The sequence below is a fragment of the Pseudoalteromonas sp. genome (assembly GCF_041613455.1).
GTDB lineage: Bacteria > Pseudomonadota > Gammaproteobacteria > Enterobacterales > Alteromonadaceae > Pseudoalteromonas.
This window is the reverse complement of sequence record NZ_JBFJHD010000032.1, coordinates 1-24,127: the sequence shown is the minus strand read 5'-3', so window position 1 is coordinate 24,127 and position 24,127 is coordinate 1. Positions and strand designations below refer to the sequence as shown.

The window sequence follows — 24,127 nt, the reverse complement described above, 5'->3', positions numbered from 1 at the left end:
TGAATACGATTTCGTAATGACGCATGGATATTCCTTACGGTTAATAGAGCCTTCTACCGTTTCGGCCGGTCGGTTTAAGGCAAGGAATTAATAGTTTAAAAGCCGAAATGAGCGCGCATTTTACGCTTAGTTGGATAATTAAGCAAGGTGGTTTTCACTGTAACAGCAAGAAAAGCCGGAGCATGCATAACTATGCAAACAACGTATTAAAAATAAACTAAGTCACTTTGCTGCAAAGCCGACTATGAAGAACATATAAAATAGTAAAAAAGCGATTTCGAGCAAATTTCAACCGACCAAGGTCTAATATAATAATTCACAAAAAACGCTTAATTTTTAATATCTCTCACACTTTTTTCAGTTTTAGGATCCTTTATGTCAGGTCAATATAAACAGCATTATAACGCCTTCAAACAAAACCCGGCCGAGTTTTGGCTCGCGCAAAGTAAGCGTATTCCTTGGTTTAAAGCCCCGCAGCAAGCTTACACACAAGACAGTGATGACTTATACCATTGGTTTGATGATGGCCAGCTTAATACTAGCTACTTAGCGCTTGACCAACATGTTGAAGCCGGTTTTGGCGAGCAAACAGCGCTAATCTACGACTCTCCCGTTACTAATACTAAACAAAGTTACAACTACTCACAGCTGCAACAAGCAGTGGCCAAATTTGCCGGTGTAATGCAGTCACTGGGGGTGCAAAAAGGCGATCGCGTGGTTATTTACATGCCAATGATCCCCCAAGCGGTGATCGGCATGCTGGCCTGTGCACGCTTAGGCGCGGTGCATTCTGTGGTGTTTGGTGGTTTTGCCGCACATGAACTCGCGGTGCGTATCGACGATGCCAAACCAAAATTAGTGCTAAGCGCGTCATGTGGTGTTGAGGTGAGTAATATCATTGCATACAAACCCTTGTTAGATGACGCCCTTGCGCGCGCCAACCATAAAGTTGCTCACTGTGTTATTTATCAACGCGAACAACTAACTGCCACCCTTAATAGTGGCCAAGATATTGATTGGGCACAGGCGATGCAAACAGCCACGGCGGTCGATCCTGTCCCCGTTGCTGGTAGTGATCCACTGTATATTTTATATACCTCAGGTACCACTGGGTTGCCTAAAGGGGTGGTGCGTGAAAATGGCGGTCATGCTGTGGCGCTAAATTACAGTATGGAAAATGTGTATGGTATGCGTCCTGGAGAAGTGTTTTGGGCCGCCTCGGATATTGGCTGGGTTGTGGGTCACTCCTACATAGTCTACGCGCCATTAATGTACCGCTGTGCCACCGTACTCTACGAAGGCAAGCCAGTACGCACTCCCGACGCCAGTGCTTTTTGGCGTGTGGTTGAAGAGTATAATGTAACCGCCCTGTTTAGTGCCCCCACTGCATTTAGAGCAATTAAAAAAGAAGATCCCGATGCCGAGGGCTTCAAAAAATACGACACATCAAGTTTAAAACGACTGTTTTTAGCCGGTGAGCGTCTTGATGCGGCCACCTATGAATGGCTAAAAGAGAAAACTGGCTTACCGGTGCTCGATCACTGGTGGCAAACCGAAACCGGTTGGGCGATTGCCTGTAACCCGATTGGTATTGAACACTTAACCACTAAACCGGGAAGCTCAACGGTGCCAACACCGGGTTTTGATGTGCGTATTTTAAATATGGACGGTGAAGAGTGTGCCCCTAACGAAAGTGGCGCTGTGGTAATAAAACTGCCGCTTCCACCTGGCTGCTTAGCAACCATCTGGGAAAATACCGCACGCTACAAGCAAGGTTATTTAAGCGAATACGCAGGCTATTACTTGTCGGGTGATGGCGGTTATATCGATGAAGACGGTTATTTATTTATTATGGGCCGAACCGATGATGTGATAAACGTTGCCGGCCACAGACTGTCTACCGGTGAAATGGAAGAAATTGTCGCCGCCCACCCGGCCGTTGCCGAGTGTGCTGTATTTGGCGTAAACGATGCGCTTAAAGGGCAAAACCCAATGGCCATGGTGGTACTTAAAGATGGTTTTAATGGCTCACATCAACAAGTACAACAAGAGTTAGTGCAATCGGTCCGCAACCAAATTGGCGCTATTGCGTGCCTTAAAAATATTATGTGTGTGGAGCGCTTACCTAAAACACGCTCTGGTAAAATTTTACGCAAAAATTTACGTCAATTAATTGATGGCGAAGAATTGCAAATTCCCTCGACCATAGATGATCCGAGTATTTTTGCCGAGCTAAGTCAGCAACTTATTGAAAACTAATCATAACTGGCAATTACTTACAGTCTATCTTCCCCCGTGAAGATAGACTTTCAACTCGCCTTCTGCTTAAATAACCACGGAGTAAGTTAATTATTTAACATGATATAAACGGAGATTAAATGACAGAGCTAAGAGCTGAGCTACGGACGTTTTTACTGGGCTGGTTTGAGCAGTACCTGCCCGGCGGCGCCTATTTTTGGTACGACATTTTAGTACTGTGCTGGATCGCCCTGTTCGCCATTGTGTTGCATTTAATCATTAAAAATACTGCAAAGCACCTGCTTAAAGGCCGCTTCAGCGAACGGATTTTGCAACCGGGTAGTAAAACCCCCGCAGACTTAGCATTAAAACTCGCTCGCAATATTTCGTTTGTATTTCAAGGCGCCGTGGTTGTTATTCAAGCGCGACTGTGGATCCCCGCAGACAACAGTTTTTTACACACCATAGAGATGGTCACCGATCAATGGATCATCTTATTTTCGCTATTATCACTTTTTTCCTTGTTGGATATTTTTCAGGCCATATCCGATCGGCGCGCGGTAAGAGCCCACTTCCCACTGAGGGGACTCTTACAAACCATTAAGTTAATCGCCAGCGTATTAACCTGTATTTTAGCGGTGTCGATATTAATGAATAAATCGCCGCTTATTTTACTCAGTGGTTTAGGTGCATTATCGGCAGTCTTATTGCTGGTATTTAAAGATGCTATTTTAGGCTTAGTGGCCGGTATACAGCTTTCTGCTAATAACATGCTGGCGGTAGGTGACTGGCTAGAAATGCCCAAATATGGCGCCGATGGCGATGTGATTGATATTGCCCTTACCACGGTAAAAGTCAGAAACTTTGATAAAACGATTACCACCATTCCCACCTACGCACTTATTTCTGATTCGTTCAAAAACTGGCGCGGTATGTCAGAATCTGGCGGGCGCAGAATAAAACGCAGTATTCACTTAGAAATGAGCAGCGTGCGCTTTTTAGATGAACACGAACTGAGTGAGCTTAGAAAAGCGAATTTACTCACTGAATATATAGATAGCAAAATAGCGGCGATTAACGTCGAAAACGCCAATCAGGATATGAGCTGTTTACTAAACGGCCGCCGCTTAACCAACGTGGGCACCTTTAGGCATTACTTAATCGCGCTATTAAAACAGCATCCTAAAATTCATAATAATATGACCCTCATGGTGAGGCAGCTTGAGCCAACCAATAAAGGGTTACCTATCGAGATTTACACCTTTACCAATACCACGGTTTGGGCTGAATATGAGGGCATTCAAGCAGACATTTTTGATCATATACTGGCTATTTTACCGGTGTTTAATCTAAAAGCCCATGAGTCGCCAACAGGCAGTGATATACGCTCTTTATCGTTAGGAAAACACTAAGCCCTGCACTGTATGGTCATTAAAGTCCTTGCAGTTGTGCGAGTATCCAGCGATGAATGGCACTATCACTACTGCGCGGATGCCAAGCGGCAATCACCTTAAACGGCGGTGGTAATGCCTCAACCGCTAAGGCGTGGACTTTACTATTGGGTAATAATCGCGATGGGTAAAAGGCGAGCATATCTGTGGTATGCAAAATATTTGGCACCGCCGAAAAACTAGGTACCGACATTACAATATTACGTTTCAGCCCTTTTGCTGCAAACCACTGATCGTGAGAGCCACGCAAGTTAGCCCGCGAAGGAGATACCACCAGCTGCGGATAAGCTGCAATTTGTGCCAGTGTTAACGGCTCCTTTATCTGCTCGTTAGCGCAACCGGTCACGCACAAGTGCTGCTCTTCAAGTAAGGTCACGTACGCTAAGTTGTCGGGAATAAATTCAGGAAAGCTAATCAATAAATCAAGCTCCCCCGCCGCAATGAGTTGATTTACATTGTCTGAGGCAAAGTCACGCACAATCAGCTGTAACCCCGGTGCTTCACGCCGCGTTATATTAAACAGCTGTGGCAACAAAGCTTGCGTGGCATAGTCAGTTGCGCTAATCGTGAATACGCCTTTATACGTTTGCGGTGTAAATTCATCGGGCGCTAACAACATCTCCAGTTGCTTTAAAATAGCGTTAATCGGTTGCTGCATAGTAAGGGCTTTCGGCGTTGGCAGCATACTATTGCCTTGGCGTATAAACAGGCGATCATCAAACAAATCACGAAGCTTTCGTAACTGCTCACTAATAGCTTGCTGTGTTAACCCCATTTTGCGCGCCACTTGCGACACGTTTTTTAACTTAAGCAAGGCGCTAAACACCCTAAGCTGCTTTATATCGAGCCTATTAATACCATTCATAATTGTATCTTATACAATAAAAGCTTGTTTCAAATTGTACCCTCAAAATTCTATGCTTAGCAATGCCACTTAATACACCGCATAACTAAAACTTTAACTGACATTCCATGTCGGTTTTATTAACGAGAGAACTTTAATGAATCAAACGACACAAGATAATAGCCCCCTGTTTTCAGCTACTACACTGGGCCCATACACACTGAAAAACCGTATTGTTATGCCACCGTTAACCCGCTCACGCAGCACGCAACCGGGTAATATTGCCAACGACCTCATGGCCACTTATTACGCACAGCGTGCCAGTGCCGGTTTTATGGTTACTGAGGGCACGCAAATAGAACCGCGCGGCCAAGGTTATGCATGGACTCCCGGCATCCATTCTGCAGCGCAGATAGCTGGCTGGAAAAAAGTCACCCAAGCGGTGCATGCAAAAGGGGGAATTATATTTGCTCAACTATGGCATGTGGGGCGTGTGTCGCATACCAGCTTACAACCGAATGAGGCAGCCCCTATTGCCCCGAGTGCCATCACCGCCGATAACGTTAAAGTATTTATTGAAACAGGCCCAGGCACAGGGGCATTAAGTGAACCTAGCACACCGCGCGCATTAACGACCGAGGAAGTTGGTGAACTAGTCGCAATGTACGCACAAGCAGCACGCAACGCCCTAGAGGCGGGTTTTGATGGCGTTGAGTTACATTGTGCGAATGGCTATTTAGTTAATCAGTTTATTTCTCAGCATACTAATCAGCGTGATGATCAATACGGTGGCTCGTTGACTAACCGGCTACGTTTTTTACAAGAAATCGTTGCCGCGGTAAGTGCCGTTGTAGGGCCCGAGCGTTTAGGCGTGCGCTTTGCCCCCCTGTTTAGCAGCACCGATGAAACACGCGTGTATTTAGGTTTAGTGGAATCAGATCCACACACTACCTATATAGAAGCGATTAAAATACTTGAACAAGCGGGTATTGCTTACTTATCGATTGCAGAAGCCGACTGGGATAATGCCCCCGATTTACCAGAGCAGTTTTATCAAGCAGCCAGAGCACAGTTTTCTGGGCGTATTATTTATGCAGGAAAATACACAGTAGAAAAAGCACTGCGTATTTTAAACCAAGGTTATGGTGATTTATTTGCTTTTGGCCGCCCTTTTATTGCTAATCCCGATTTACCTACACGCATTAAACACCAATGGCCTTTAAATCAGGCCGATGCTGCCACTATGTATGGCGGTACTGACATTGGATACAGCGACTACTCGAGTTATACCAACAGTTAACTTATCAAAACGCCACGGATGGCACACATATACAGCGCATTAACTCACTTAAGCATCTTGATCTTTACTCATTAAATCAGCCATTCTTTGCAATAACTCTTGCTCACTAACCTCTTCTTTATGCGTGCTCACAGTCCATATATGCCCAAACGGATCTTTTAATGTGCCGGATCTATCGCCATAAAATTGATCATGTAATGGCCGTAATTCTGTGCCGCCAAGCGCCAGCGCATTAGCAAATACGCTATCTACATCCTCTACGTATAATACTAAGCTGACTGGCGTGCCGCCTAATTGTTCTGGGCTATTAAAGTGCGTGTCGGGGCACATGTCCGAAAGCATAATATGCGAGTCACCTATTTTCAGTTCGGCATGGGCAATACCGCCTTCGGGTAACGGCATTTGCATAACTTGCTGCGCATTAAATGCAGCGCAATAGTATTCAATCGCGCGTTGTGCACCGTCGATAATTAAATAAGGGGTGAGTGAATGGTACCCTTTGGGTATTGCTGACACGGCCATGATAGTCTCCTCGAAACAACGCCTACTCACGCAAAAAAGTAGTGTAATTTGAGCAATCGCACGCGAGTTAAAGTATTTATTTACTCACTAAAGATTAGCCTAAATTTAAAAACACGCAGGGCTGCAATGCGAATAGTTATAAATAAAAGTGGCACTCAATTGCGATGTTAGTAATAATTATGTGTGCCTAAACTTTAATCCACACCACTGCAAATCAAAAAGGAATACCATGAAAAAGCAAGCCGCTATCTTAATCGCCAGCACTTTATTAACCCTTGCTGGCTGCTCTACATCTGTACCAGTGCGAAATTTTGAGCAAAACCCCATCCCTCAAACCGCAAACATCATTAATAGTCAAGCTGATGTAGCAACGGGCATTTTAAAAGCGTGTATCCAATTAGGCTGGAAATGCGCCCCAGTGAGTGAAGGTAAAATAAAGGGCGTGCTCGATATTCGCACTCATCAGCTAGTGGTGAGTATTGACTATAATCAAACGCAATATGCTATTAGCTACCAAGATTCCATTAACCTTAACTATAACGGTAAAAAAATTCATCGTCAGTACATTAACTGGGTCACTAATTTAATGCGCCATATTGATGCGCAAATGATATAAGCTTATGCCATTGTTAGCTGCTTAACGATTATTTAAGCAGCTAAGCGAAGTACCCTCTATTAAATGAGTGCATCTTGCACATTCAACATATCCCCCCATTCACTACAACAAAACTGCAGGCAAAAGTGGCCGCCAAAACGTAAAAAATCAATTAATCACACGAGATTTTTACTACTTATAACTAAAAATTAGCAAAGCATATCAATTTCTTCTAACTCATAGCAAAAGCGTCTTGTCTTCAACCAAGCTAAAACGTTACAGTGCGCGGCTTAATCACTATTACGAAGAGTATATTATGTCGCTTGCTGTCCCTTTAATGTTGGCTTTGTTTGCTGGATTGCTGGTTGCGATTTATCTTTTTTCGCAAAAAAGCAAAACGTTATCGCGTACCGTTTTATTTGGCCTTGTGTTAGGCAGTGCATTTGGTTTGTTGCTGCAGTTTTTATTTGCCGAACACCCTCAAGTTATTAACGACGTATTAAGCTGGGTTGCTGTAGTAGGTAAAGGTTATGTTGGGCTGTTAAAAATGGTCATCATGCCATTAGTATTAGTGTTTATGATTGCCGCAGTGGTTAAGCTTGAAAACCAAGGCTCGTTAGGCAAAATCTCTTTCGTGAGTATTTCAATTTTACTCTTTACCACTGCTATTTCCGCCCTAGTTGGTATTGCCGTTACCTATGGCTTTGATTTAAATATTACCGGTTTAGTTGCCGGTACTCGCGAAGTCGCGCAATTAAGCACCTTAGAAAGCAAAGCGGCTAGCGTGGCCGATTTAAGCGTGCCGCAAATGTTATTAAACTTTATTCCTGAAAACCCGTTTGCTGATTTAGCTAACGAACGCTCAACTTCTATTATTGCGGTGGTTATTTTTGGCGTATTAGTGGGCATTGCAGCACGTAAAGTCATGCTTGAACGCAGTGAACTTGCAAGCCCCATTCGTACCGGGGTCAACGCATTACAAGCCACGGTAATGAGCTTAGTAAAAATGGTTATTTCGTTCACGCCTTACGGGGTTGCAGGCTTAATGGCAAACGTAGTGGCTAACTCAAGTGCGAGCGATATCCTTAATTTACTAGCGTTTATTATTGCGTCTTATCTTGCCATTATTTTAATGTTTGTGGTGCACGGCGTGTTATTAAGCTTTGTGGGTGTCAATCCTAAGCATTATTTTACTAAAATTTGGCCAGTAATGACCTTTGCATTTAGCTCGCGCAGCTCTGCAGCATCAATTCCAATGAATATCGATGTGCAAGTTAATCAGCTAAAAGTTCCCCCTGCTATTGCAAACTTATCGGCTTCTTTTGGCGCAACCATAGGGCAAAATGGCTGTGCGGGTATTTACCCTGCTATGTTAGCGATGATGGTTGCACCTAGCGTAGGCATCGACCCGATGACGTTTGAGTTTATTTTACCGCTAATAGGTATTGTGGTGATCAGCTCGTTTGGTATTGCGGGTGTTGGCGGCGGCGCAACTTTTGCCGCGTTAGTGGTGTTACCCACCATGGGGTTACCGATTGAAATTGTTGCGTTACTGATTTCAATTGAGCCATTAATTGATATGGCGCGGACTGCGCTCAATGTATCCGGTGCCATGACCTCTGGCGTCATTACCAGTAAGTTTATCAAAGCACCGCAACAAGCTTAATAAGCTTAATATTGCCAAGCCCAGCCATTGCTGGGCTTTTTTATACCTGCCGCCCTACAAAGCTATTCAGCCATTTGTGATTCATTTATTTAATCAATTAACTATAATAAATCAGTTTTACAGATTGTATTAATCGCTTTATTTCGCACACCTTTTTTTGCCCCTTACTATACTATCCCCACAGCTTAGTCATTCAAGCTTGGTTAACACCAGCTTGAATGACTTAACAGCCTACTCATTTTTTAATTATTAGACTCTATTTTTTAATAGTCGTAATACGCTTTGTATATAACGAAATTCGTTAACTTTAAGGAAGCTGACAATGAAAAACCGATCATTTACAAAAAAAGCGCTTGTTGGATTTATAAGTATGGCACTTATGTCTGGCTCTGCTTTTAGTCAAGAAAAACCACAAATGTCTAAGCCACAAGGTGCTGTAGGCATGGGTGAGGCAAAAATGGGCGCAACCAGAACCAACCAATTTTGGTGGCCAGATCAACTTAACCTATCTCCTCTTCGCGATCATGATCTACGTTCAAACCCTTACGGCGGTGACTTTAATTATGCAGAGGCATTTAACAGTCTAGATTTAGACACTGTAAAAAGTGACATTGACGCCCTACTGACTCAATCTCAAGATTGGTGGCCAGCAGATTTTGGTAACTATGGCCCATTTTTTATTCGTATGTCCTGGCACAGTGCAGGTACCTACCGTACGCTTGATGGCCGTGGTGGCGCTGGTGGTGGTCAACAACGTTTTGAACCGCTTAATAGCTGGCCAGATAACGTAAGTTTAGATAAAGCACGCCGTTTACTTTGGCCAATTAAGCAAAAATACGGAGAAGCACTTTCATGGTCAGACTTAATCGTATTAGCAGGTAACGTTGCCTTAGAAAACATGGGATTTGAAACCTATGGTTTTGCTGGTGGTCGTACTGACGATTGGGAACCAGACATGGTTTACTGGGGCCCTGAAGTAGAAATGCTTGCCAGCGACCGTGAAGATGCCAGCGGCAAATTAGAACGCCCGTTAGGTGCAACTCACATGGGTTTAATTTATGTAAACCCTGAGGGCCCAAAAGGTGTTCCTGATCCTATTGGTTCAGCTAAAAATATTCGTGTTGCGTTTTCTCGCATGGCAATGAACGACGAAGAAACTCTTGCACTTATCGCCGGTGGTCACACCTTTGGTAAAATGCATGGTGCGCACAAACCTAAAGACTGTGTGGGTGCAGAGCCTGCTGCAGCGGGTATTGAAGATCAAGGTTTAGGCTGGAAAAACACATGTGGTAAAGGCCACTCTGAAGATACCGTATCTAGTGGTTTAGAAGGCGCATGGACACAAGCACCTACCCGCTGGTCATCACTGTACTTAAGCAACCTACTTAACTTTGAATGGAAACAAACTCGCAGCCCTGCTGGCGCTATTCAGTGGGTCCCGACAGATGAATCATTACATAACGCCGTACCTGATGCGCACGTTAAAGATAAATTTAACCCACCAGTAATGACCACAGCCGATTTAGCGTTAAAATTTGATCCTGAATATCGCAAAATTGCAGAACGCTTTTTAAACGACCCAAAAGAGTATCAACTTGCCTTTGCTAAAGCATGGTACAAATTAACTCACAGAGATATGGGACCATCACGTAACTTTTTAGGTAAAGAAGTCCCTAAAGAAGAGTTAATTTGGCAAGACCCTATTTCGGCAGAGACCCAATCAAACATTGACGCTGGTGCAGTAAAAGAGCTTAAAGCCGCTATTTTAGATTCAAACCTCAGTGTACCTGAGTTAGTACGTGTAGCCTGGGCATCGGCTGCTAGCTACCGTGATTCAGATATGCGTGGTGGTGCCAACGGTGCACGTATTGCGCTAGCACCGCAAAAGGATTGGGCAGTAAATAATCCAGCAGAAACCGCAAAAGTACTCAAAGTATTAAAAGCAATTCAAGCTGACTTTAACGACAGCTTATTTAGCAAACGCCATGTATCGCTTGCTGATTTAATTGTACTTGGTGGTAATGCAGCGATTGAAAAAGCAGCGAAAGATGCAGGTCACTCAGTAGACGTGCCGTTTAATGCTGGTCGTGGCGATGCTACGCAAGCGCAAACTGACGTTAATGCATTTAGCTTATTAGAGCTGCCTGCCGATGGTTTTAGAAACTACTTTGATGCAGAGAAAAGCTATAAATCGCCAACAGAAATGCTTATTGATAAAGCGGATCAGCTTGATCTAACAGTTCCTGAAATGACTGTATTAATAGGTGGCTTACGTTCACTTAATGCAAACTATAAAGGCACTGACTACGGCGTATTTACCGACAAGCCAGGTACACTAAATAACGATTTCTTCGTTAACTTGTTAGATATGTCAACGGAATGGAAAAAATCGTCAGATGCTGGCATTTATCAAGGTTTTAATCGTCAATCGGGGATGCAAAAGTACACCGCCACTTCGGTTGATCTGATCTTTGCTTCAAACTCAGAACTACGTGCAGTTGCTGAAGTGTATGCCTTTGATACATCAAAACAAAAGTTTGTAGAAGACTTTGTTGCGGCATGGACTAAAGTAATGAATTTAGACCGTTAATAGCCATTAAGTAATACAACCACAGCGCTGCAATTAATTGCAGCGCTTTTTATTCCAACGCAGTGGGCCTATCAAAAGCTGCATGACACGCTTGGCAATCAGTGACGATTCAGCTTACTAGGCTAGTATTAATTATAAGCACGTAGTAAAGAGAGTGAACCATGAAACTAACGCCTTTCTTAGCCACACTTATAATAACTGCGTTTTCAAGTAATGCGCAGACAAACCCAGAGGTTCAAAAAGAGCCGTTGTTTCAAGGTAAAGTGTTGCAACACCCTGTGAAGCCTAGTCAAGGATTGCATTTAAATGGTCCACAGTTTCGCAATCACCGCAGTCACTACTTTCGTAACTACCACAGAAGCTACCCGCGAAATATAACCCCTCACGGCTGGTATATGCATTCGCAACCGGTGCGTCACTGGCGCGCCCACCACTATACAAGCACGCATTACCCACAACAAAAGGTGTATTATATTATCAATAATACTGGCTATAGCGAAATTTATGCCCCTAAAGTACGCGTTAATCAGGCGCTAAAAGTCATCCCTGCTAACCGCTACCAACTAGGCCAATTATACAATTCATTGCCCACAGGGGCTGAGCCAATCACCATCAAAGGACAACAGTATTTTAAATATCACCATATTTACTTTTTAGCGCAAGTCAGTGGCGATACAGTAAAATACCTTGCTATAAAGCTTAATTAAAAAGCTAAGTAACTCGCTATTTATTAGTGCTGGCTAGTTTAACCCTCCACGGGGTAGCTGGCGTTAAGCCATGCTCCTAACGAGCCCATAAATACTTTTACATTGTTGATGCCGTTAGCGCGTAAGTAACTCGCGGCAACCGACGCTCGCATGCCACTGGCGCACATAGTGATATAGTGAGTCTCGGGATCAAGCTGATCTAGACTGGTCGCCAAATGGCCTAAAAATAGCTGCTGACTGCCTTTGATATGCCGCTGTTGATACTCAGTTATTTTTCGCACATCTAAAAGCTGCCAGTCTTGCTGCTGTAACTCTTTTACTTCAGCCGCTGTTAGGGTATCTAACGTTGTAAAGTCACCTCCCATCGCTGCAAACTCGGTAAAAGAGCCCACGACGTAGCGCTGCGTATTATCAAAGCCAATCCGTGCTAAGTGCAACGCTGCAGCACTGGCCATGGCGTCATCTTGCGCTATAAGGGTAATATTATCTTCAGGGTGGAATAACCAGCCTGCGTAGGCCGTAAGCATAGCCACCGGCAAGCATACACTACCGGGGTAATGTGCTGCTAAAAATCCTTCTACCGGCCTGACATCAATTAGCCAGCCATGTTTTTGTGACTGCAGCTCTATCAGCTTTAGTGGGCTCACTATGCGCGGTGCATTAGTGGCCGAAGCACCCTCAAGGTTTAGCTGCTCCATAACTGAAAAGTACGGGGCACGATAATGCTGCTCAGCGAGCTTGTTAGTAATAAACTCATCGCGCTTGTTTATTTGCAGCATCGGGTTATTACTAAGCTCATGCGCCACCGTAGAGAACTCTCTCTCTGCCATACCATCACCACAAACAGAGCCCGCTCCATGCGCCGGATACACAATGGCGTGTTTGGCTTTATCAGCAATTAATTGCAAGCTATCAAACAGCATACCCGCCATTTCAGCAGCTTGTTCTGGATAAAAATCAGTCCGTCCCACATCACCTACAAATAAAGTATCACCGCTAAATACACCTACCGCTCCTGAGTCATATTCACTATCAAATAATAAAATACTGATGCTGTCTTTAGTGTGCCCTGGGGTTTCAAGTATTTCTAAGCAAATATGACCTACTTTAAAGCGCTCGCCCTGTTTAACAATATCGGCGTATTGCACTTTTCCATCAGCATTTGGACCGTGTTTAACTTCGGCTTGCGTAAGCTTGGCTAAAATTGCCGCGCCACTAATTAAGTCTTCGTTACGGTGTGTTTCAAAAATATATTTAATCCGACAGTCATGCTGTTTAGCAATGCTAATGTAAGCACCCACATCACGACGTGGGTCAATCACCGCCGCTTCCCCTGCAGAGCCAACAATATAGGATAAGTGAGCTAATCCTGGGGTTTTTATTGTTTCGATAAACATCTTCACCTCCTATCCGCTTTAAATAAATTTATAAATAAAATCAGTACTATAAAACGACTTATAGCTAACAGTCATAGGCATGATAATAGTCAACATTTCACTATTTACAACTAAGCTTAGGGAAACCGCCTTATGGCGCTAGAGCAAAGTTATTTACAGCCCAAATTAGAGTTATTAGCCATCCTTTACTAAACTAAAAGGTAACCTATATGTGGAAATGGTTATGTGTAAACTGATACGGGGTTTATGGCTATTATTTAGCGCTATAATTATGGCATACCCAGTAACGTCAGCAGCAACATCGTTATCCTCACCCACTACCACAACCTCTGAGCAGCACAACGCTATAAACACAGAAACGTTATCGGTGCCGTTACTCACTATAAAAGGTGCAATAGGCCCCGCTGTTAGTGACTATTTAGTCCGAGAAATAAATAGCGCCAATGAACAGCCCAATACTCCGTTAATTATTATCACCCTCGACACCCCAGGTGGCTTAAGCGCCAGCTTACGAGATATAAATAAAAGTATTTTAAACTCGCGCATTCCAATTGCGTGCTTAGTCTATCCCCAAGGGGCGCGCGCAGCCAGTGCGGGTACCTATATACTGTATGCTTGCCATATTGCAGCAATGGCGCCTGCCACGACTCTTGGTGCGGCCACGCCTGTCAATATGACCTCCCCCTTGGCCCCAGCTAGCAACGACGATAACACCCAGCAAAGTAAACCGTCGGCAATGGATAATAAGGTGCTCAATGATGCCATTGCTTATATTCGTTCACTTGCGCAGTTGCGCGCGCGTAATGCGGATTGGGCTGAAAAAGCAGTGAGCGCAGCGGCTACCTTAACCGCAACAGAAGCACTCAAAGAAAATGTCATTACCTTGATAGCCGCATCGCCGCCCGCTTTGCTAAAGCAACTTAACGGGCAGCAAGTCTCTGTACAGCGCAGCAATATAACCTTAGTGCTACACAATGCACGCATCATCAATAAAACCCCCGATTGGCGCAGCCGGTTTATTGCCACAATCACCAATCCTAATATTGCTTATATTTTAATGTTGGTGGGTATTTATGGGTTGCTATTAGAGTTTTATAGCCCCGGGATCAGTATTGCAGGCATTGTCGGCGGCATAGCTTTATTGATTGGGCTGTACGCGTTGCAGTTATTACCACTTAACTTTGCCGGTGCAGCCCTGCTTTTACTAGGTATTGTGCTGCTTACTATGGAGGCAATGCTGCCCAGTTTCGGCGTATTTGGCATTGGCGGTATAACGGCTTTTACGGTTGGCTCAATATTTTTATTCGACACTCAGTTTGCACAATTTAAGGTATCACTGCCTATTATTGCTAGTTTTACGCTCGTCACGGGGGGATTTATTGTGTTTGCCTTGGGTTTTATATACCGCGCTCGGAAAAATAAAATTGTCAGTGGTCAAGAGCAAATTATTAACGCGTGGGTCACCGTAGAAAATGACTTTATTGGCAATGGCTACGTTTATTTTAATGGTGAGCGCTGGGCTGCGAGCAGCGCCGCTTTATTAAAAAAACATCAACAGGTGCAGGTACAAGCTTTAGACGGTTTAACCTTAGTGCTGGCGCCCGCAACCGCTATATTTATTAACACTGAGGAGCAAAATAATGACACAACTATTTACTAGTACAGAGCTGTTTACTGGCTCACTGCTCATTTTAATTATTGCGCTTCTTTTCAGTGCGTTTCGCATTTTGCGTGAATATGAGCGCGGGGTAATATTTTTACTTGGGCGATTTTATAAAGTCAAAGGCCCAGGGTTTATTTTGGTGATCCCATTTATTCAACAAATGGTCAAAGTAGACTTACGTACCGTGGTGATGGATGTTCCCAGCCAAGACGTGATCAGCCGCGATAATGTGTCGGTAAAGGTAAATGCGGTGATCTACTTTAGAGCCATCGATCCCCAAAAAGCGATTATTAACGTCGAAAATTACTTGCAAGCCACTTCACAACTCGCGCAAACCACCTTGCGCTCGGTACTCGGACAGCATGAGCTTGATGAAATGCTCGCTAACAGAGATATGTTAAACGCCGATATTCAAGCTATTTTAGATGTAAGAACCGATAGCTGGGGCATAAAAGTATCGAACGTCGAAATTAAACACGTCGATTTAAATGAAACTATGGTTCGCGCCATCGCTAAGCAAGCAGAAGCTGAGCGTACTCGAAGAGCAAAAGTCATCCATGCCACAGGTGAAATGGAGGCCTCAACCCAGCTAACGCAAGCAGCAAAGCAACTGTCACAGGAGCCTGATGCCATCATGCTGCGTTATTTACAAACATTAACTGAAATTGCTGGGGAAAAGAATTCCACCATTATTTTCCCCTTACCTATAGAGCTGATCAGCGGTTTAGTAAAATCAGCTAAACACACTAAGGAATCATTATGAAAGCAATGACATTAACTTTATGCGCACTCACAATCATAGCGTTAGCTGGCTGCGATAAAGGGGTTGACTCCCCGCGTGGCTTTAGTCTTCCTAAAGGTGATATTGACGCTGGTAAAGCGGTATTTTTAAAATACCAATGCTTAGCGTGTCACACGCTGCAAGGCGTGGAAGATCCAACGGTTGAAAAACACCCTGAAATATCAATTTCTTTGGGCGGCGACAAAACCGAGATTGTGACTTACGCAGAATTAGTCACGTCGATCATTAACCCTTCGCATAAATTTTCTAGTCCACGCTCCCTCATGGCCAAAGATGCAACGGGCAAATCAAATATGACAGTGTTTAATGATCAGATGACCATCACTGAACTGACAAATTTGGTAACTTTTCTACAACCTAATTATTCATTAGTCCCGTATCGTCGTACCAGCTACCCACGTTACCCACTTTATTCACGAGAGTAATGATGGAGCTAAAATGAACATAACTTTTTACGGTGCAGCCCGCGAAGTAACCGGCTCATGTTACCTGTTACAGGTTAACGATAAAAACATTTTACTGGAGTGTGGCATGATCCAAGGTGGTCATGAGCAACGCAATCACACTCCATTACCTTTTAATGTCAATGATCTCGATGCGGTTATCATTAGCCATGCGCATTTAGATCACTCAGGGCGCTTACCTTTGCTGATCAAAGCAGGCTACCATGGGCGCATTTATACACATAATGCGACGGTAGACTTGTGCGAAATTATGCTGCTTGATTCTGCCTACATTCATGAAAAAGATACCCTCTGGGAAAATAAAAAGCGCCAACGAAAAGGGTTACCGCTACTTGAGCCGCTTTACAGTACCGATGATGCACAAACCACATTACAGTATTTTAGCGGGCTAAATTATGATCAACCAAAACAGCTGTGCCAAGGTGTTACTGTAACACTCAGAGATGCTGGGCACATTATTGGCTCAGCCATTGTAGAGCTCAGTTTAACGGAGGATGGAGTGACTAAAACGGTGGTGTTTAGTGGCGACTTAGGCCATAAAGACGCTCCAATACTCCGCGACCCTTATCATGTAAAGCATGCTGACTTAGTGATCATGGAAAGCACCTATGGCGATCGTCTGCATCGCAGTTGGGAAGCAACTTGGCAAGAAATGGGCGAGATCATCCAGCACGCTATAAGCAGCAAAGGCAATGTACTGATCCCCGCTTTTACCGTGGGTAGAACGCAAGAGTTATTGTACGAATTTAAACGCCACTTTTTACAGTGGCAGCTCGCCAATTGGCAAATATTTCTTGATAGCCCAATGGGTATAAAAGCCACTAACGTTTATGCCAAACATACCGATGTTTACGATAGCAAAGCACAAAAAATAGCGCATCAACAGCATGGTATTTTTGACTTACCTAACTTGCACCTTTCTGAAAGCACCGACTACTCGATGAAAATAAATCAAATTAAATCAGGCGCTATTATAATTGCCGGTAGTGGTATGTGTACCGGAGGGCGCATTAAGCACCATTTTAAACATAACATTTGGCGTAAAAATGCCCATGTATGTCTGGTTGGCTTTCAAGCAAAAGGAACCTTAGGCCGTGCACTGGTCGATGGTATTAAAAATATTGTGCTGTGGGGAGAGAAAATACAAGTAAACGCCAATATTCATACCATAGGCGGGTTTTCTGCCCATGCCGATCAGCAAGGTTTAATAGATTGGTACTTAGCGTTTGAAAATACGCCGCCGGTGGTGTTAGTACATGGCGAAGAACAAGCAATGGAGATATTGGCACAAAAATTAAAGTATCAACATCATGCTAACGTCACTCAAGCCAGCTATAAGCAAAAAATAGTTATTTAAAATTAATCTATACCTAGTTGTAAATAAAAGCTTTATGTTCTAAACCTAAAGAATGAATAAAAAAGGAGCATGTAGATGCCAAAAATAAACTCGGTAGATAAAAACGTCCCATTTTCGCGCTGTTTAGAGAGCAATAAAGTCGCTACTTTTGCAGCGTTTCATTGGTTAGCATTAGCCATTAAAGATATGACAAAAGCTCCCATTTTAAGCTTAATTTATGGCTTAGTTTTTACCTTGATCCCCCTAGCCATTGTATATTCAGCTATCTTTACCGATACCTATTTAGTGATTTTACCCGCCACGGTGGCGTTTACGTTAATAGGTCCCGCCTTTGCCGTTGGCTTATACGATGTCGCTTGGGAACTTGAAAAGGGGCACACTCCCACTCTTGGTCATTCCCTAAAATCAATGTTTCGTAACCCTGTAGGTGAATGGGGGTTTGCCATTTTATTAATGATTATCATGATAGTGTGGATGCGACTGGCGGCACTAATTCATGCCCTTTATCCAAGCCACAGCAACCCTACTTTTGAAGAGTTATCGGCATTTTTAACCTTAGGTACCCTGATTGGTGGCGTATTGTTGGTCACGGTATTTGCACTCTCTGCATTTACACCACAGATAATGATGGAAAGACGGGTCGATATAATGACCGCTGTAGTGTCTTCATTTAATGCCGTTAGAGTTAATTTTTTAGCCATGGTGGTCTGGTCTGCGTGTATCTTTATATTGGTTGCATTAGGCTTTGCGTTAGGTGCCACAGGGTTTATCGTTATTATGCCACTGCTAAGCTATGCCAGTTGGCATGCCTATATCGCCGTTATAAAAACCAAAAAGCCCAGAGAGTATGAATAAATAGTAAGCGTTAAAAAGCCGCTCAGCTTTTATCACGTATAAAATAAAAGGTTAGCTTGCTATCGAGCAACTTCGCTCCTATAGTCAGCAAATTAGCAGCCGTTATAATTTGACCCTATTGTGATGAAATCTTCAGCCTCGGCGCGTACTTTTGGTGAGTTACTTGGTTATGCGCCGGGTAACGTTGCTGTTTATTCATCGGATTATGATTCTGCCGATGAACATACTTACCCTAACCGCAGCGCATATCGCAGCTACCTCGATGGCATTTATATGGGTTACAAGTGGCAATGTGTCGAGTTTGCAAGACGTTGGATGTATGTCAATTATGGTTATATTTTTGATGATATTGCCATGGCATATGATATTTTTGAGCTGCGCTCTGTACGCGAGGTCAGTAGCCAAACAAGGCTGCCACTACAAGCCTATCGCAATGGTGCTAAACAGCATCCCACAGTAGGTAGCCTACTGATTTGGGAAGAAGGCGGTGAGTTTGAAGAAACCGGTCATGTTGCCATCGTAGTAGAAGTTCATCCTGATAAAATTCGCCTTGCTGAACAAAATGTAGCACATCAAACGTGGCCAGAAGGTCAAAATTGGTGCCGTGAACTGAAAGCCAAAATCACTCAAGACGGCGATTATTGGATTGAATGCTCGTACAGCGATGCCACTATATTAGGTTGGATGACACAAACCGCCGACAGCCAATATGCCGAGCCAACTCCAGCACTAAATAACGATTTACTGGTTATCAATGCCGCTACGGTGGCCGATACTGGGCAAGTGAATAAGTCATGGCTGAATATTGCAAATGATGATGAAGCCGCCTACGTCGATATGATGCAAGGCCATAAACTGACTTCAAATAACGCCGATCAACATCGCTATTTTACTATTTCGCACACGGCGCAGCACACCCTAGAACACGCTACAAATGAGCTGCACGGTTTGTTTATGCATGCCACCGATTATGTACTACAACACCCTGAACTATTGCAAAAGTTTAATTTACCTGAGGTAGTATTAACTAAGATCCGTCAATCATGGGATAACCGCTTAAATCAATTGATTACCAGTCGCTTTGACTTTGCGCTAACCCCCGCGGGGTTAAAAGTGTACGAATACAACTGCGACTCCGCTTCTTGTTATATGGAAAGCGGCAAAGTACAAGGTAAATGGGCAAAACACTTTGGTGTTAAACACGGCTATGATGCCGGTCAGACGCTATTTAAAGACTTAGTGAAAGCTTGGCGTAAAAGTGAAGTGACGGGGATAGTGCATATTTTACAAGATGACGATGCCGAAGAGCACTATCATGCCTTATTTATGAAACACGCCATTGAAGCGGCAGGCTTTGAATGTAAAGTGATTATCGGTTTACAACAACTCAGCTGGGATGCATCGGGTAATATCATTGATGCAGCAGGCGACACACTGAATTACGTATGGAAAACATGGTCATGGGAAACCGCGTTAGACCAAATACGCCAAGAGTGTGAAGCCGAACAACGGCAATCGGCAAGCTTTGAACCGCAATGGCAAGCAGGTGCAACCCCACGGTTGGTCGATGTACTACTGCGGAAAAATATTATGGTATTTGAACCCCTGTGGACATTAATCCCCAGCAATAAAGCCATTTTACCAGTGTTATGGAGCTTATTTCCTAATCATAAATTTTTACTTCATAGCGCCTTTGAGCTAAACGACGAGTTAATACAAAGTGGCTATGTGGTGAAACCTATTGTGGGCCGCTGTGGAGCAAATATTCAATTAATTGATCAACAACAACAGCTCATTGAAAAAACAAGCGGCCACTTTGCGTCGCAAGATCAAATCTACCAACAGTTATTTGCCTTACCTAAGGTAGCAGATTATTTTGTGCAAATATGTAGTTTTACCGCCGCCGGTAAATATGCAGGCGCAGGTGTGCGGGTAGATAAAAGTATGATCATTAATGGTCACAGTGACTGTATGGCGTTACGTATTAGTGATGACAGCCACTTTATAGCTAAAGAATAGCCATAAGCTGGGTATTTAATGGCGTTAATGCCGAGAATTACAACGCATTAGCCATGTAACTCTGTGTGCATATTTTACAAATCACAGCAGCCTTTTCACAGCAAAAGGCACTGCTGTGATAGCTTACCCTCTCAATAAAAATAATAAACTACTGTTTTTAAACAACTTTAAATTTTTAAATATATAGGCATAGCTATTGCTTCGTTACCAGCAGATCAAGTTCATGGCATTGCCTTGAGCAAAATATGAATAAACAAGGAGACATTATGAGTAATAGTAACAAGGCCGCACACTTTACTGCACCAGGTATGAGTAACGAAGCCGCAGAAAAAACCATTGCTACGCTCGACAATCGCATGGTTGCGTTACTTGATTTACAACTTACGCTTAAGCATATTCATTGGAATGTTGTGGGGCCTAATTTTATTGGTGTACACGAAATGCTTGATCCACAAGTAGAAGTGATACGTGAAATGACCGACACTATCGCAGAGCGTATCGCCACGTTAGGCGGTGTGCCAGTAGGCACTCCGCAATCAATTGTTGAACGCCGTACATGGGATGAATACCCTATAGGAAAAGGCTTAGCAACAGATCACTTAGGCGCACTCGATAAAGTCTATAGCGGTATTAATAGCGATCACCGCAACGCCATTAACACTCTGGCTGAACTTGATCCGGTTTCTGAAGATATGATCACCAGTCAGCTAGGAGAGTTAGAGCAATTTCAATGGTTTGTTCGTGCTCACATAGAATCGGCAAGCGGCGAACTACAAAACTAATTAGTGTAGGTGCCATTGCACCGACATTGGTTACATGATTAAACTTGCTAGCAAGCCTCACAAGTCATTGTGGGGCTTTTTTTATTTTTAAAAAGTACAAAACTCATCGCTATTAAACACCGCCTACGGCTTAATTTAGCCCTCCCTCCAGCGTCTTGGCTATATACTTATTTGCTTATTAAACTTACTATCAAACAGCCATTACTATTTTCAGGGAGACTGTGGTGCTGTCGCGTTTATATCATTTTATGCCGGGTTTAAATACATTGCTTCATTATGAGCGCCAATGGCTCGCGGATGACTTTAGAGCGGCATTTTCTGTAGCTGCCGTGGCGCTGCCAGTGGCAATTGCATATGCACAACTGACTGGGGTGAACGCCGCGGTAGGATTATATTCTTGCATATTACCTATGCTGCTTTATGCATTATTTGGCACCTCTAAACAATTAATCGTCGGCCCCGATGCCGCAACCTGTGCGGTTATCGCTGCGGTGGTGACGCCCCTTGCTGCAGGCGATAGTTTTAAACACTGGCAGCTAGTCGTTACCATGACCGCCATGACGGGTTTTTGGTGTTTTATCGCCAGTAAATTTAAGCTCGGGGTGTTGGCTGACTTTTTATCAAAACCTATTTTAATGGGGTTATTAAACGGAGTTGCCATTACGATTATTGTCGGGCAATTTTCTAAAGTATTTGGCTTTACCTTTGACGAACGCTATTTACTTGAGCGTTTAGGCGGCGTACCGAGCTATTTATCGCAAACCCATCTACCTACCTTATTAATGGCGTTGCTTACCTTAGCTATTTATTTTGCCATGAAACGGCTTAAACCCACGTGGCCATCAGCCATGTTTGCGATTGCCTTTGGTGCTATAGGTGTGTGGCTGTTTGATTTACAACAGTTCGAAATTAAAACAATAGGCACAGTAACCGGTGGGCTACCCGTGTTTCAAACACCGGTGTTTGATATCGGAATTATTCGTGAACTGGTGGTGCCCGCACTTAACTTAGCCATTGTGAGCTTTGTCAGTATGATGCTCACCGCACGCAGCTTCGCCGCGAAAAATGGCTACGACATTGATGCCGATAAAGAATTTAGAGCGCTGGGGATTGCTAACTTCGCCTCGGCGTTATCGCAAGGTTTTGCGGTCAGTGGCGCCGACTCGCGTACGGCAGTTAACGATGCGAATGGGGGAAAAACACAGCTAGTCTCTATTATTGCCGCTGCTATCATTGCCATTATCGCTATTTTCCTTACCGCGCCACTTGAGTTTATTCCCAGTGCTGCACTGGGCGTGGTACTCATTATTGCTTCTGTACATTTATTAGATTTAAAAGCGGTATGGCAATTAAAACGCAAAGACCGCCAAGCATTTTACTTAGCGCTGGTTACCCTGTTGGCGGTATTATTTATTGGCGTAATACCCGGCATTACCCTTGCCGTATTGCTGGGGCTATTTCAATTTATTCGCACCGTTATGCGCCCTACCGATAATATATTAGGCGTCGATGTTAACGGCGTAGTAAGAAGCTTAGATGCCACCGATAAAGCTAAATCAGTGCAAGGTATTTTTATTTACCGCTTTAATTCGCCATTAACTTACTTTAATGCCAGTTACTTTAAACGCCGGCTATTAGAGCAATATGCCAGACAAAAAGACGACATTGAATGCGTGATTATTGATGCTGTGCCCAGCTTTACGCATTTAGATTTAAGCGTGATGGCGATGCTTGCCGATCTCGACGTTATCTTTAAAAAACGGGGCATTCGACTGGAACTCGCTGGTAGAAAACGGCAGTTACTATCGTGGTTTGCCATTGCCGGCATGCTCTCGGGTAAACATGGTATTTACGTGCATTCCGACTTGTATGTAGCATTGAAAAAAAATAGCGTTAGCCAACACAGTGATGAAGTCGCGTTATTTGACTCGCCCAGCGATGACGCACAAGCAACTCCGTTGTAATTAATAGTATCCGTTCGCGCTTTATGTAATAAAGCGCTGCACGGTTACACTCCCCAGCTATAACGTAATTAAAGCTATTGAGGCACGCTGGTATCAATACCGGGCAAAGCCATCATCTGCTCGCTAATCAATCGACGAATATCACGTATTATCGGTTGCTCGTTTTCAACTACTTGCTGTGATATAGCAACATAACCATGCCACGATACATTATAGCCATGGGCAATGCGCAGCAATTCTTGAGGCTGAAAGCCTTTTAACAGTGGCTCTGGTACATAGCCCCAACCCAGTTTATCGCTAATCGCATCGCGAATAAGTTCAAAGCTACTCAAGGCAATATCGTAACGCTCCGATACATTGGTTTGCACATCGCTTTGGCTTAAATCTAAATACGCTATTTGCGGCACACTGGCTAAATCTTCATTACTGACGTAGCGCATTTGCGCTAATGGATGATCTGTTGCTATCACCATGTGCAGTGCCACCCAACCTAATACTTGTACCGGAAGCTGCGTATTAGGGTACAAGCTTTGATCTAAGCAGCACGCTAAGTCCATAAAACCGTCTTCAACCATTTGCTGCAAGCTATTTGCACTCGCATAATGCATTTCTAGCGATATTCCTGGGTAACGCGTACGAATACTGCGAATAATCTCGCGCCAAAACGCTTCAGGCAAGGCATCATCACGCCCTATCACCAAGCGGTGTGGAAGTTGTTCGTCATCATGTAAACAACGGTGCTTAATACTTTCAGCTAAGTTAATTAAGCGAATGCTATCATCTATTATTTTTTCCCCTGCTGGCGCTAGCTGCATACTGTTACCGCTACGAATAAATAATGCGGTTCCTAGCTGATCTTCTAACGTTGATAGCGCCATACTCATGGTACTGCGATTAACCGATAAGCGCGC

At 43.8% G+C, this 24,127-nt stretch carries 19 protein-coding genes; 15 read left to right on the top strand and 4 right to left on the bottom strand.

The genetic code is table 11. The annotated features are described in order from the left end of the window. The first annotated feature begins 375 nt into the window (after positions 1-375). A complete protein-coding gene (locus tag ABYB02_RS05465) occupies positions 376-2,259 on the top strand; it encodes a propionyl-CoA synthetase (protein ID WP_372761449.1) in 1,884 nt (627 codons plus the stop codon). Between the two features lie 119 nt (positions 2,260-2,378). Further along, on the top strand, positions 2,379-3,650 hold the full coding sequence (locus ABYB02_RS05460) for a mechanosensitive ion channel family protein (protein WP_372761448.1): 1,272 nt from the start codon (positions 2,379-2,381) through the stop codon (positions 3,648-3,650). A gap of 19 nt (positions 3,651-3,669) precedes the next feature. On the opposite strand, the gene ABYB02_RS05455 is transcribed toward ABYB02_RS05460, so the two are convergent. Beyond that, positions 3,670-4,554, bottom strand: a complete 885-nt coding sequence (locus ABYB02_RS05455) for a LysR substrate-binding domain-containing protein (protein WP_372761447.1) — start codon at positions 4,552-4,554, stop codon at positions 3,670-3,672. 136 nt (positions 4,555-4,690) lie between these two features. Between ABYB02_RS05455 and ABYB02_RS05450 the strand changes: the two genes are divergently transcribed. After that, entirely contained in the window at positions 4,691-5,833 is a 1,143-nt protein-coding gene (locus ABYB02_RS05450) for an alkene reductase (RefSeq protein WP_372761446.1), read from the top strand. Between the two features lie 48 nt (positions 5,834-5,881). Here the strand turns inward: ABYB02_RS05450 and ABYB02_RS05445 are convergent, their stop codons facing one another. Then, on the bottom strand, positions 5,882-6,355 hold the full coding sequence (locus tag ABYB02_RS05445) for a VOC family protein (RefSeq protein ID WP_372761445.1): 474 nt from the start codon (positions 6,353-6,355) through the stop codon (positions 5,882-5,884). 229 nt (positions 6,356-6,584) lie between these two features. On the opposite strand from ABYB02_RS05445, the gene ABYB02_RS05440 reads away from it, so the two are divergent. From ABYB02_RS05440 to ABYB02_RS05425, 4 genes are all read left to right on the top strand, one after another. Beyond that, complete coding sequence (locus ABYB02_RS05440; RefSeq protein WP_372761444.1) at positions 6,585-6,971, top strand: hypothetical protein; 387 nt, start codon at positions 6,585-6,587, stop codon at positions 6,969-6,971. Between the two features lie 295 nt (positions 6,972-7,266). Further along, entirely contained in the window at positions 7,267-8,616 is a 1,350-nt protein-coding gene (locus tag ABYB02_RS05435; RefSeq protein ID WP_372761443.1) for an L-cystine transporter, read from the top strand. 322 nt (positions 8,617-8,938) lie between these two features. Next, on the top strand, positions 8,939-11,206 hold the full coding sequence (gene katG / locus ABYB02_RS05430) for a catalase/peroxidase HPI (RefSeq protein WP_372761442.1): 2,268 nt from the start codon (positions 8,939-8,941) through the stop codon (positions 11,204-11,206). Between the two features lie 161 nt (positions 11,207-11,367). Beyond that, the gene (locus ABYB02_RS05425) at positions 11,368-11,913 is read left to right on the top strand and encodes a hypothetical protein (RefSeq protein ID WP_372761441.1); all 546 of its coding nucleotides are present in this window, start codon (positions 11,368-11,370) and stop codon (positions 11,911-11,913) included. Positions 11,914-11,951: 38 nt separating this feature from the next. Here the strand turns inward: ABYB02_RS05425 and ABYB02_RS05420 are convergent, their stop codons facing one another. Continuing rightward, positions 11,952-13,310 (bottom strand): rhodanese-like domain-containing protein, encoded by a 1,359-nt coding sequence (locus tag ABYB02_RS05420; protein WP_372761440.1) that lies wholly within the window; start codon positions 13,308-13,310, stop codon positions 11,952-11,954. A gap of 223 nt (positions 13,311-13,533) precedes the next feature. Here ABYB02_RS05420 and ABYB02_RS05415 point away from each other — a divergent pair, with 223 nt between their 5' ends. From ABYB02_RS05415 to ABYB02_RS05380, 8 genes are all read left to right on the top strand, one after another. Beyond that, positions 13,534-14,970 carry a nodulation protein NfeD gene (locus ABYB02_RS05415; RefSeq protein ID WP_372761439.1) on the top strand — a complete coding sequence of 479 codons (1,437 nt, stop codon included), beginning with the start codon at positions 13,534-13,536 and terminating at the stop codon, positions 14,968-14,970. Then, a complete protein-coding gene (locus ABYB02_RS05410) occupies positions 14,951-15,736 on the top strand; it encodes a slipin family protein (RefSeq protein WP_372761438.1) in 786 nt (261 codons plus the stop codon). Before ABYB02_RS05415 ends, ABYB02_RS05410 begins: the two co-directional genes overlap by 20 nt. Then, positions 15,733-16,200, top strand: coding sequence for a cytochrome C (locus ABYB02_RS05405; RefSeq protein WP_372761437.1), 468 nt, complete (start codon positions 15,733-15,735; stop codon positions 16,198-16,200). The genes ABYB02_RS05410 and ABYB02_RS05405 overlap by 4 nt, the downstream gene beginning before the upstream one ends. Before the next feature lie 13 nt (positions 16,201-16,213). Continuing rightward, the gene (locus ABYB02_RS05400) at positions 16,214-17,596 is read left to right on the top strand and encodes an MBL fold metallo-hydrolase RNA specificity domain-containing protein (RefSeq protein ID WP_372761436.1); all 1,383 of its coding nucleotides are present in this window, start codon (positions 16,214-16,216) and stop codon (positions 17,594-17,596) included. A gap of 75 nt (positions 17,597-17,671) precedes the next feature. Further along, positions 17,672-18,451 carry a DUF2189 domain-containing protein gene (locus ABYB02_RS05395; protein WP_372761435.1) on the top strand — a complete coding sequence of 260 codons (780 nt, stop codon included), beginning with the start codon at positions 17,672-17,674 and terminating at the stop codon, positions 18,449-18,451. Positions 18,452-18,574: 123 nt separating this feature from the next. Next, positions 18,575-20,470 carry a bifunctional glutathionylspermidine amidase/synthase gene (gss, locus tag ABYB02_RS05390; protein ID WP_372761450.1) on the top strand — a complete coding sequence of 632 codons (1,896 nt, stop codon included), beginning with the start codon at positions 18,575-18,577 and terminating at the stop codon, positions 20,468-20,470. Positions 20,471-20,736: 266 nt separating this feature from the next. Continuing rightward, positions 20,737-21,252, top strand: a complete 516-nt coding sequence (dps, locus tag ABYB02_RS05385; RefSeq protein ID WP_372761434.1) for a DNA starvation/stationary phase protection protein Dps — start codon at positions 20,737-20,739, stop codon at positions 21,250-21,252. A 224-nt stretch (positions 21,253-21,476) separates the two neighbouring features. Then, positions 21,477-23,216 carry a SulP family inorganic anion transporter gene (locus ABYB02_RS05380; RefSeq protein ID WP_372761433.1) on the top strand — a complete coding sequence of 580 codons (1,740 nt, stop codon included), beginning with the start codon at positions 21,477-21,479 and terminating at the stop codon, positions 23,214-23,216. A 74-nt stretch (positions 23,217-23,290) separates the two neighbouring features. On the opposite strand, the gene ABYB02_RS05375 is transcribed toward ABYB02_RS05380, so the two are convergent. After that, positions 23,291-24,127 (bottom strand): LysR family transcriptional regulator (locus tag ABYB02_RS05375; protein WP_372761432.1); only part of this gene is annotated, 837 nt, incomplete at its 5' end.

Excerpts from the sequence above, each read along its gene's own strand:
- ABYB02_RS05465 (WP_372761449.1), top strand. The coding sequence starts at position 376 with ATGTCAGGTCAATATAAACAGCATTATAACGCCTTCAAACAAAACCCG.
- ABYB02_RS05460 (WP_372761448.1), top strand. The coding sequence starts at position 2,379 with ATGACAGAGCTAAGAGCTGAGCTACGGACGTTTTTACTGGGCTGGTTT.
- ABYB02_RS05455 (WP_372761447.1), bottom strand. The coding sequence starts at position 4,554 with ATGAATGGTATTAATAGGCTCGATATAAAGCAGCTTAGGGTGTTTAGC.
- ABYB02_RS05450 (WP_372761446.1), top strand. The coding sequence starts at position 4,691 with ATGAATCAAACGACACAAGATAATAGCCCCCTGTTTTCAGCTACTACA.
- ABYB02_RS05445 (WP_372761445.1), bottom strand. The coding sequence starts at position 6,355 with ATGGCCGTGTCAGCAATACCCAAAGGGTACCATTCACTCACCCCTTAT.
- ABYB02_RS05440 (WP_372761444.1), top strand. The coding sequence starts at position 6,585 with ATGAAAAAGCAAGCCGCTATCTTAATCGCCAGCACTTTATTAACCCTT.
- ABYB02_RS05435 (WP_372761443.1), top strand. The coding sequence starts at position 7,267 with ATGTCGCTTGCTGTCCCTTTAATGTTGGCTTTGTTTGCTGGATTGCTG.
- katG (WP_372761442.1), top strand. The coding sequence starts at position 8,939 with ATGAAAAACCGATCATTTACAAAAAAAGCGCTTGTTGGATTTATAAGT.
- ABYB02_RS05425 (WP_372761441.1), top strand. The coding sequence starts at position 11,368 with ATGAAACTAACGCCTTTCTTAGCCACACTTATAATAACTGCGTTTTCA.
- ABYB02_RS05420 (WP_372761440.1), bottom strand. The coding sequence starts at position 13,310 with ATGTTTATCGAAACAATAAAAACCCCAGGATTAGCTCACTTATCCTAT.
- ABYB02_RS05415 (WP_372761439.1), top strand. The coding sequence starts at position 13,534 with ATGTGTAAACTGATACGGGGTTTATGGCTATTATTTAGCGCTATAATT.
- ABYB02_RS05410 (WP_372761438.1), top strand. The coding sequence starts at position 14,951 with ATGACACAACTATTTACTAGTACAGAGCTGTTTACTGGCTCACTGCTC.
- ABYB02_RS05405 (WP_372761437.1), top strand. The coding sequence starts at position 15,733 with ATGAAAGCAATGACATTAACTTTATGCGCACTCACAATCATAGCGTTA.
- ABYB02_RS05400 (WP_372761436.1), top strand. The coding sequence starts at position 16,214 with ATGAACATAACTTTTTACGGTGCAGCCCGCGAAGTAACCGGCTCATGT.
- ABYB02_RS05395 (WP_372761435.1), top strand. The coding sequence starts at position 17,672 with ATGCCAAAAATAAACTCGGTAGATAAAAACGTCCCATTTTCGCGCTGT.
- gss (WP_372761450.1), top strand. The coding sequence starts at position 18,575 with ATGAAATCTTCAGCCTCGGCGCGTACTTTTGGTGAGTTACTTGGTTAT.
- dps (WP_372761434.1), top strand. The coding sequence starts at position 20,737 with ATGAGTAATAGTAACAAGGCCGCACACTTTACTGCACCAGGTATGAGT.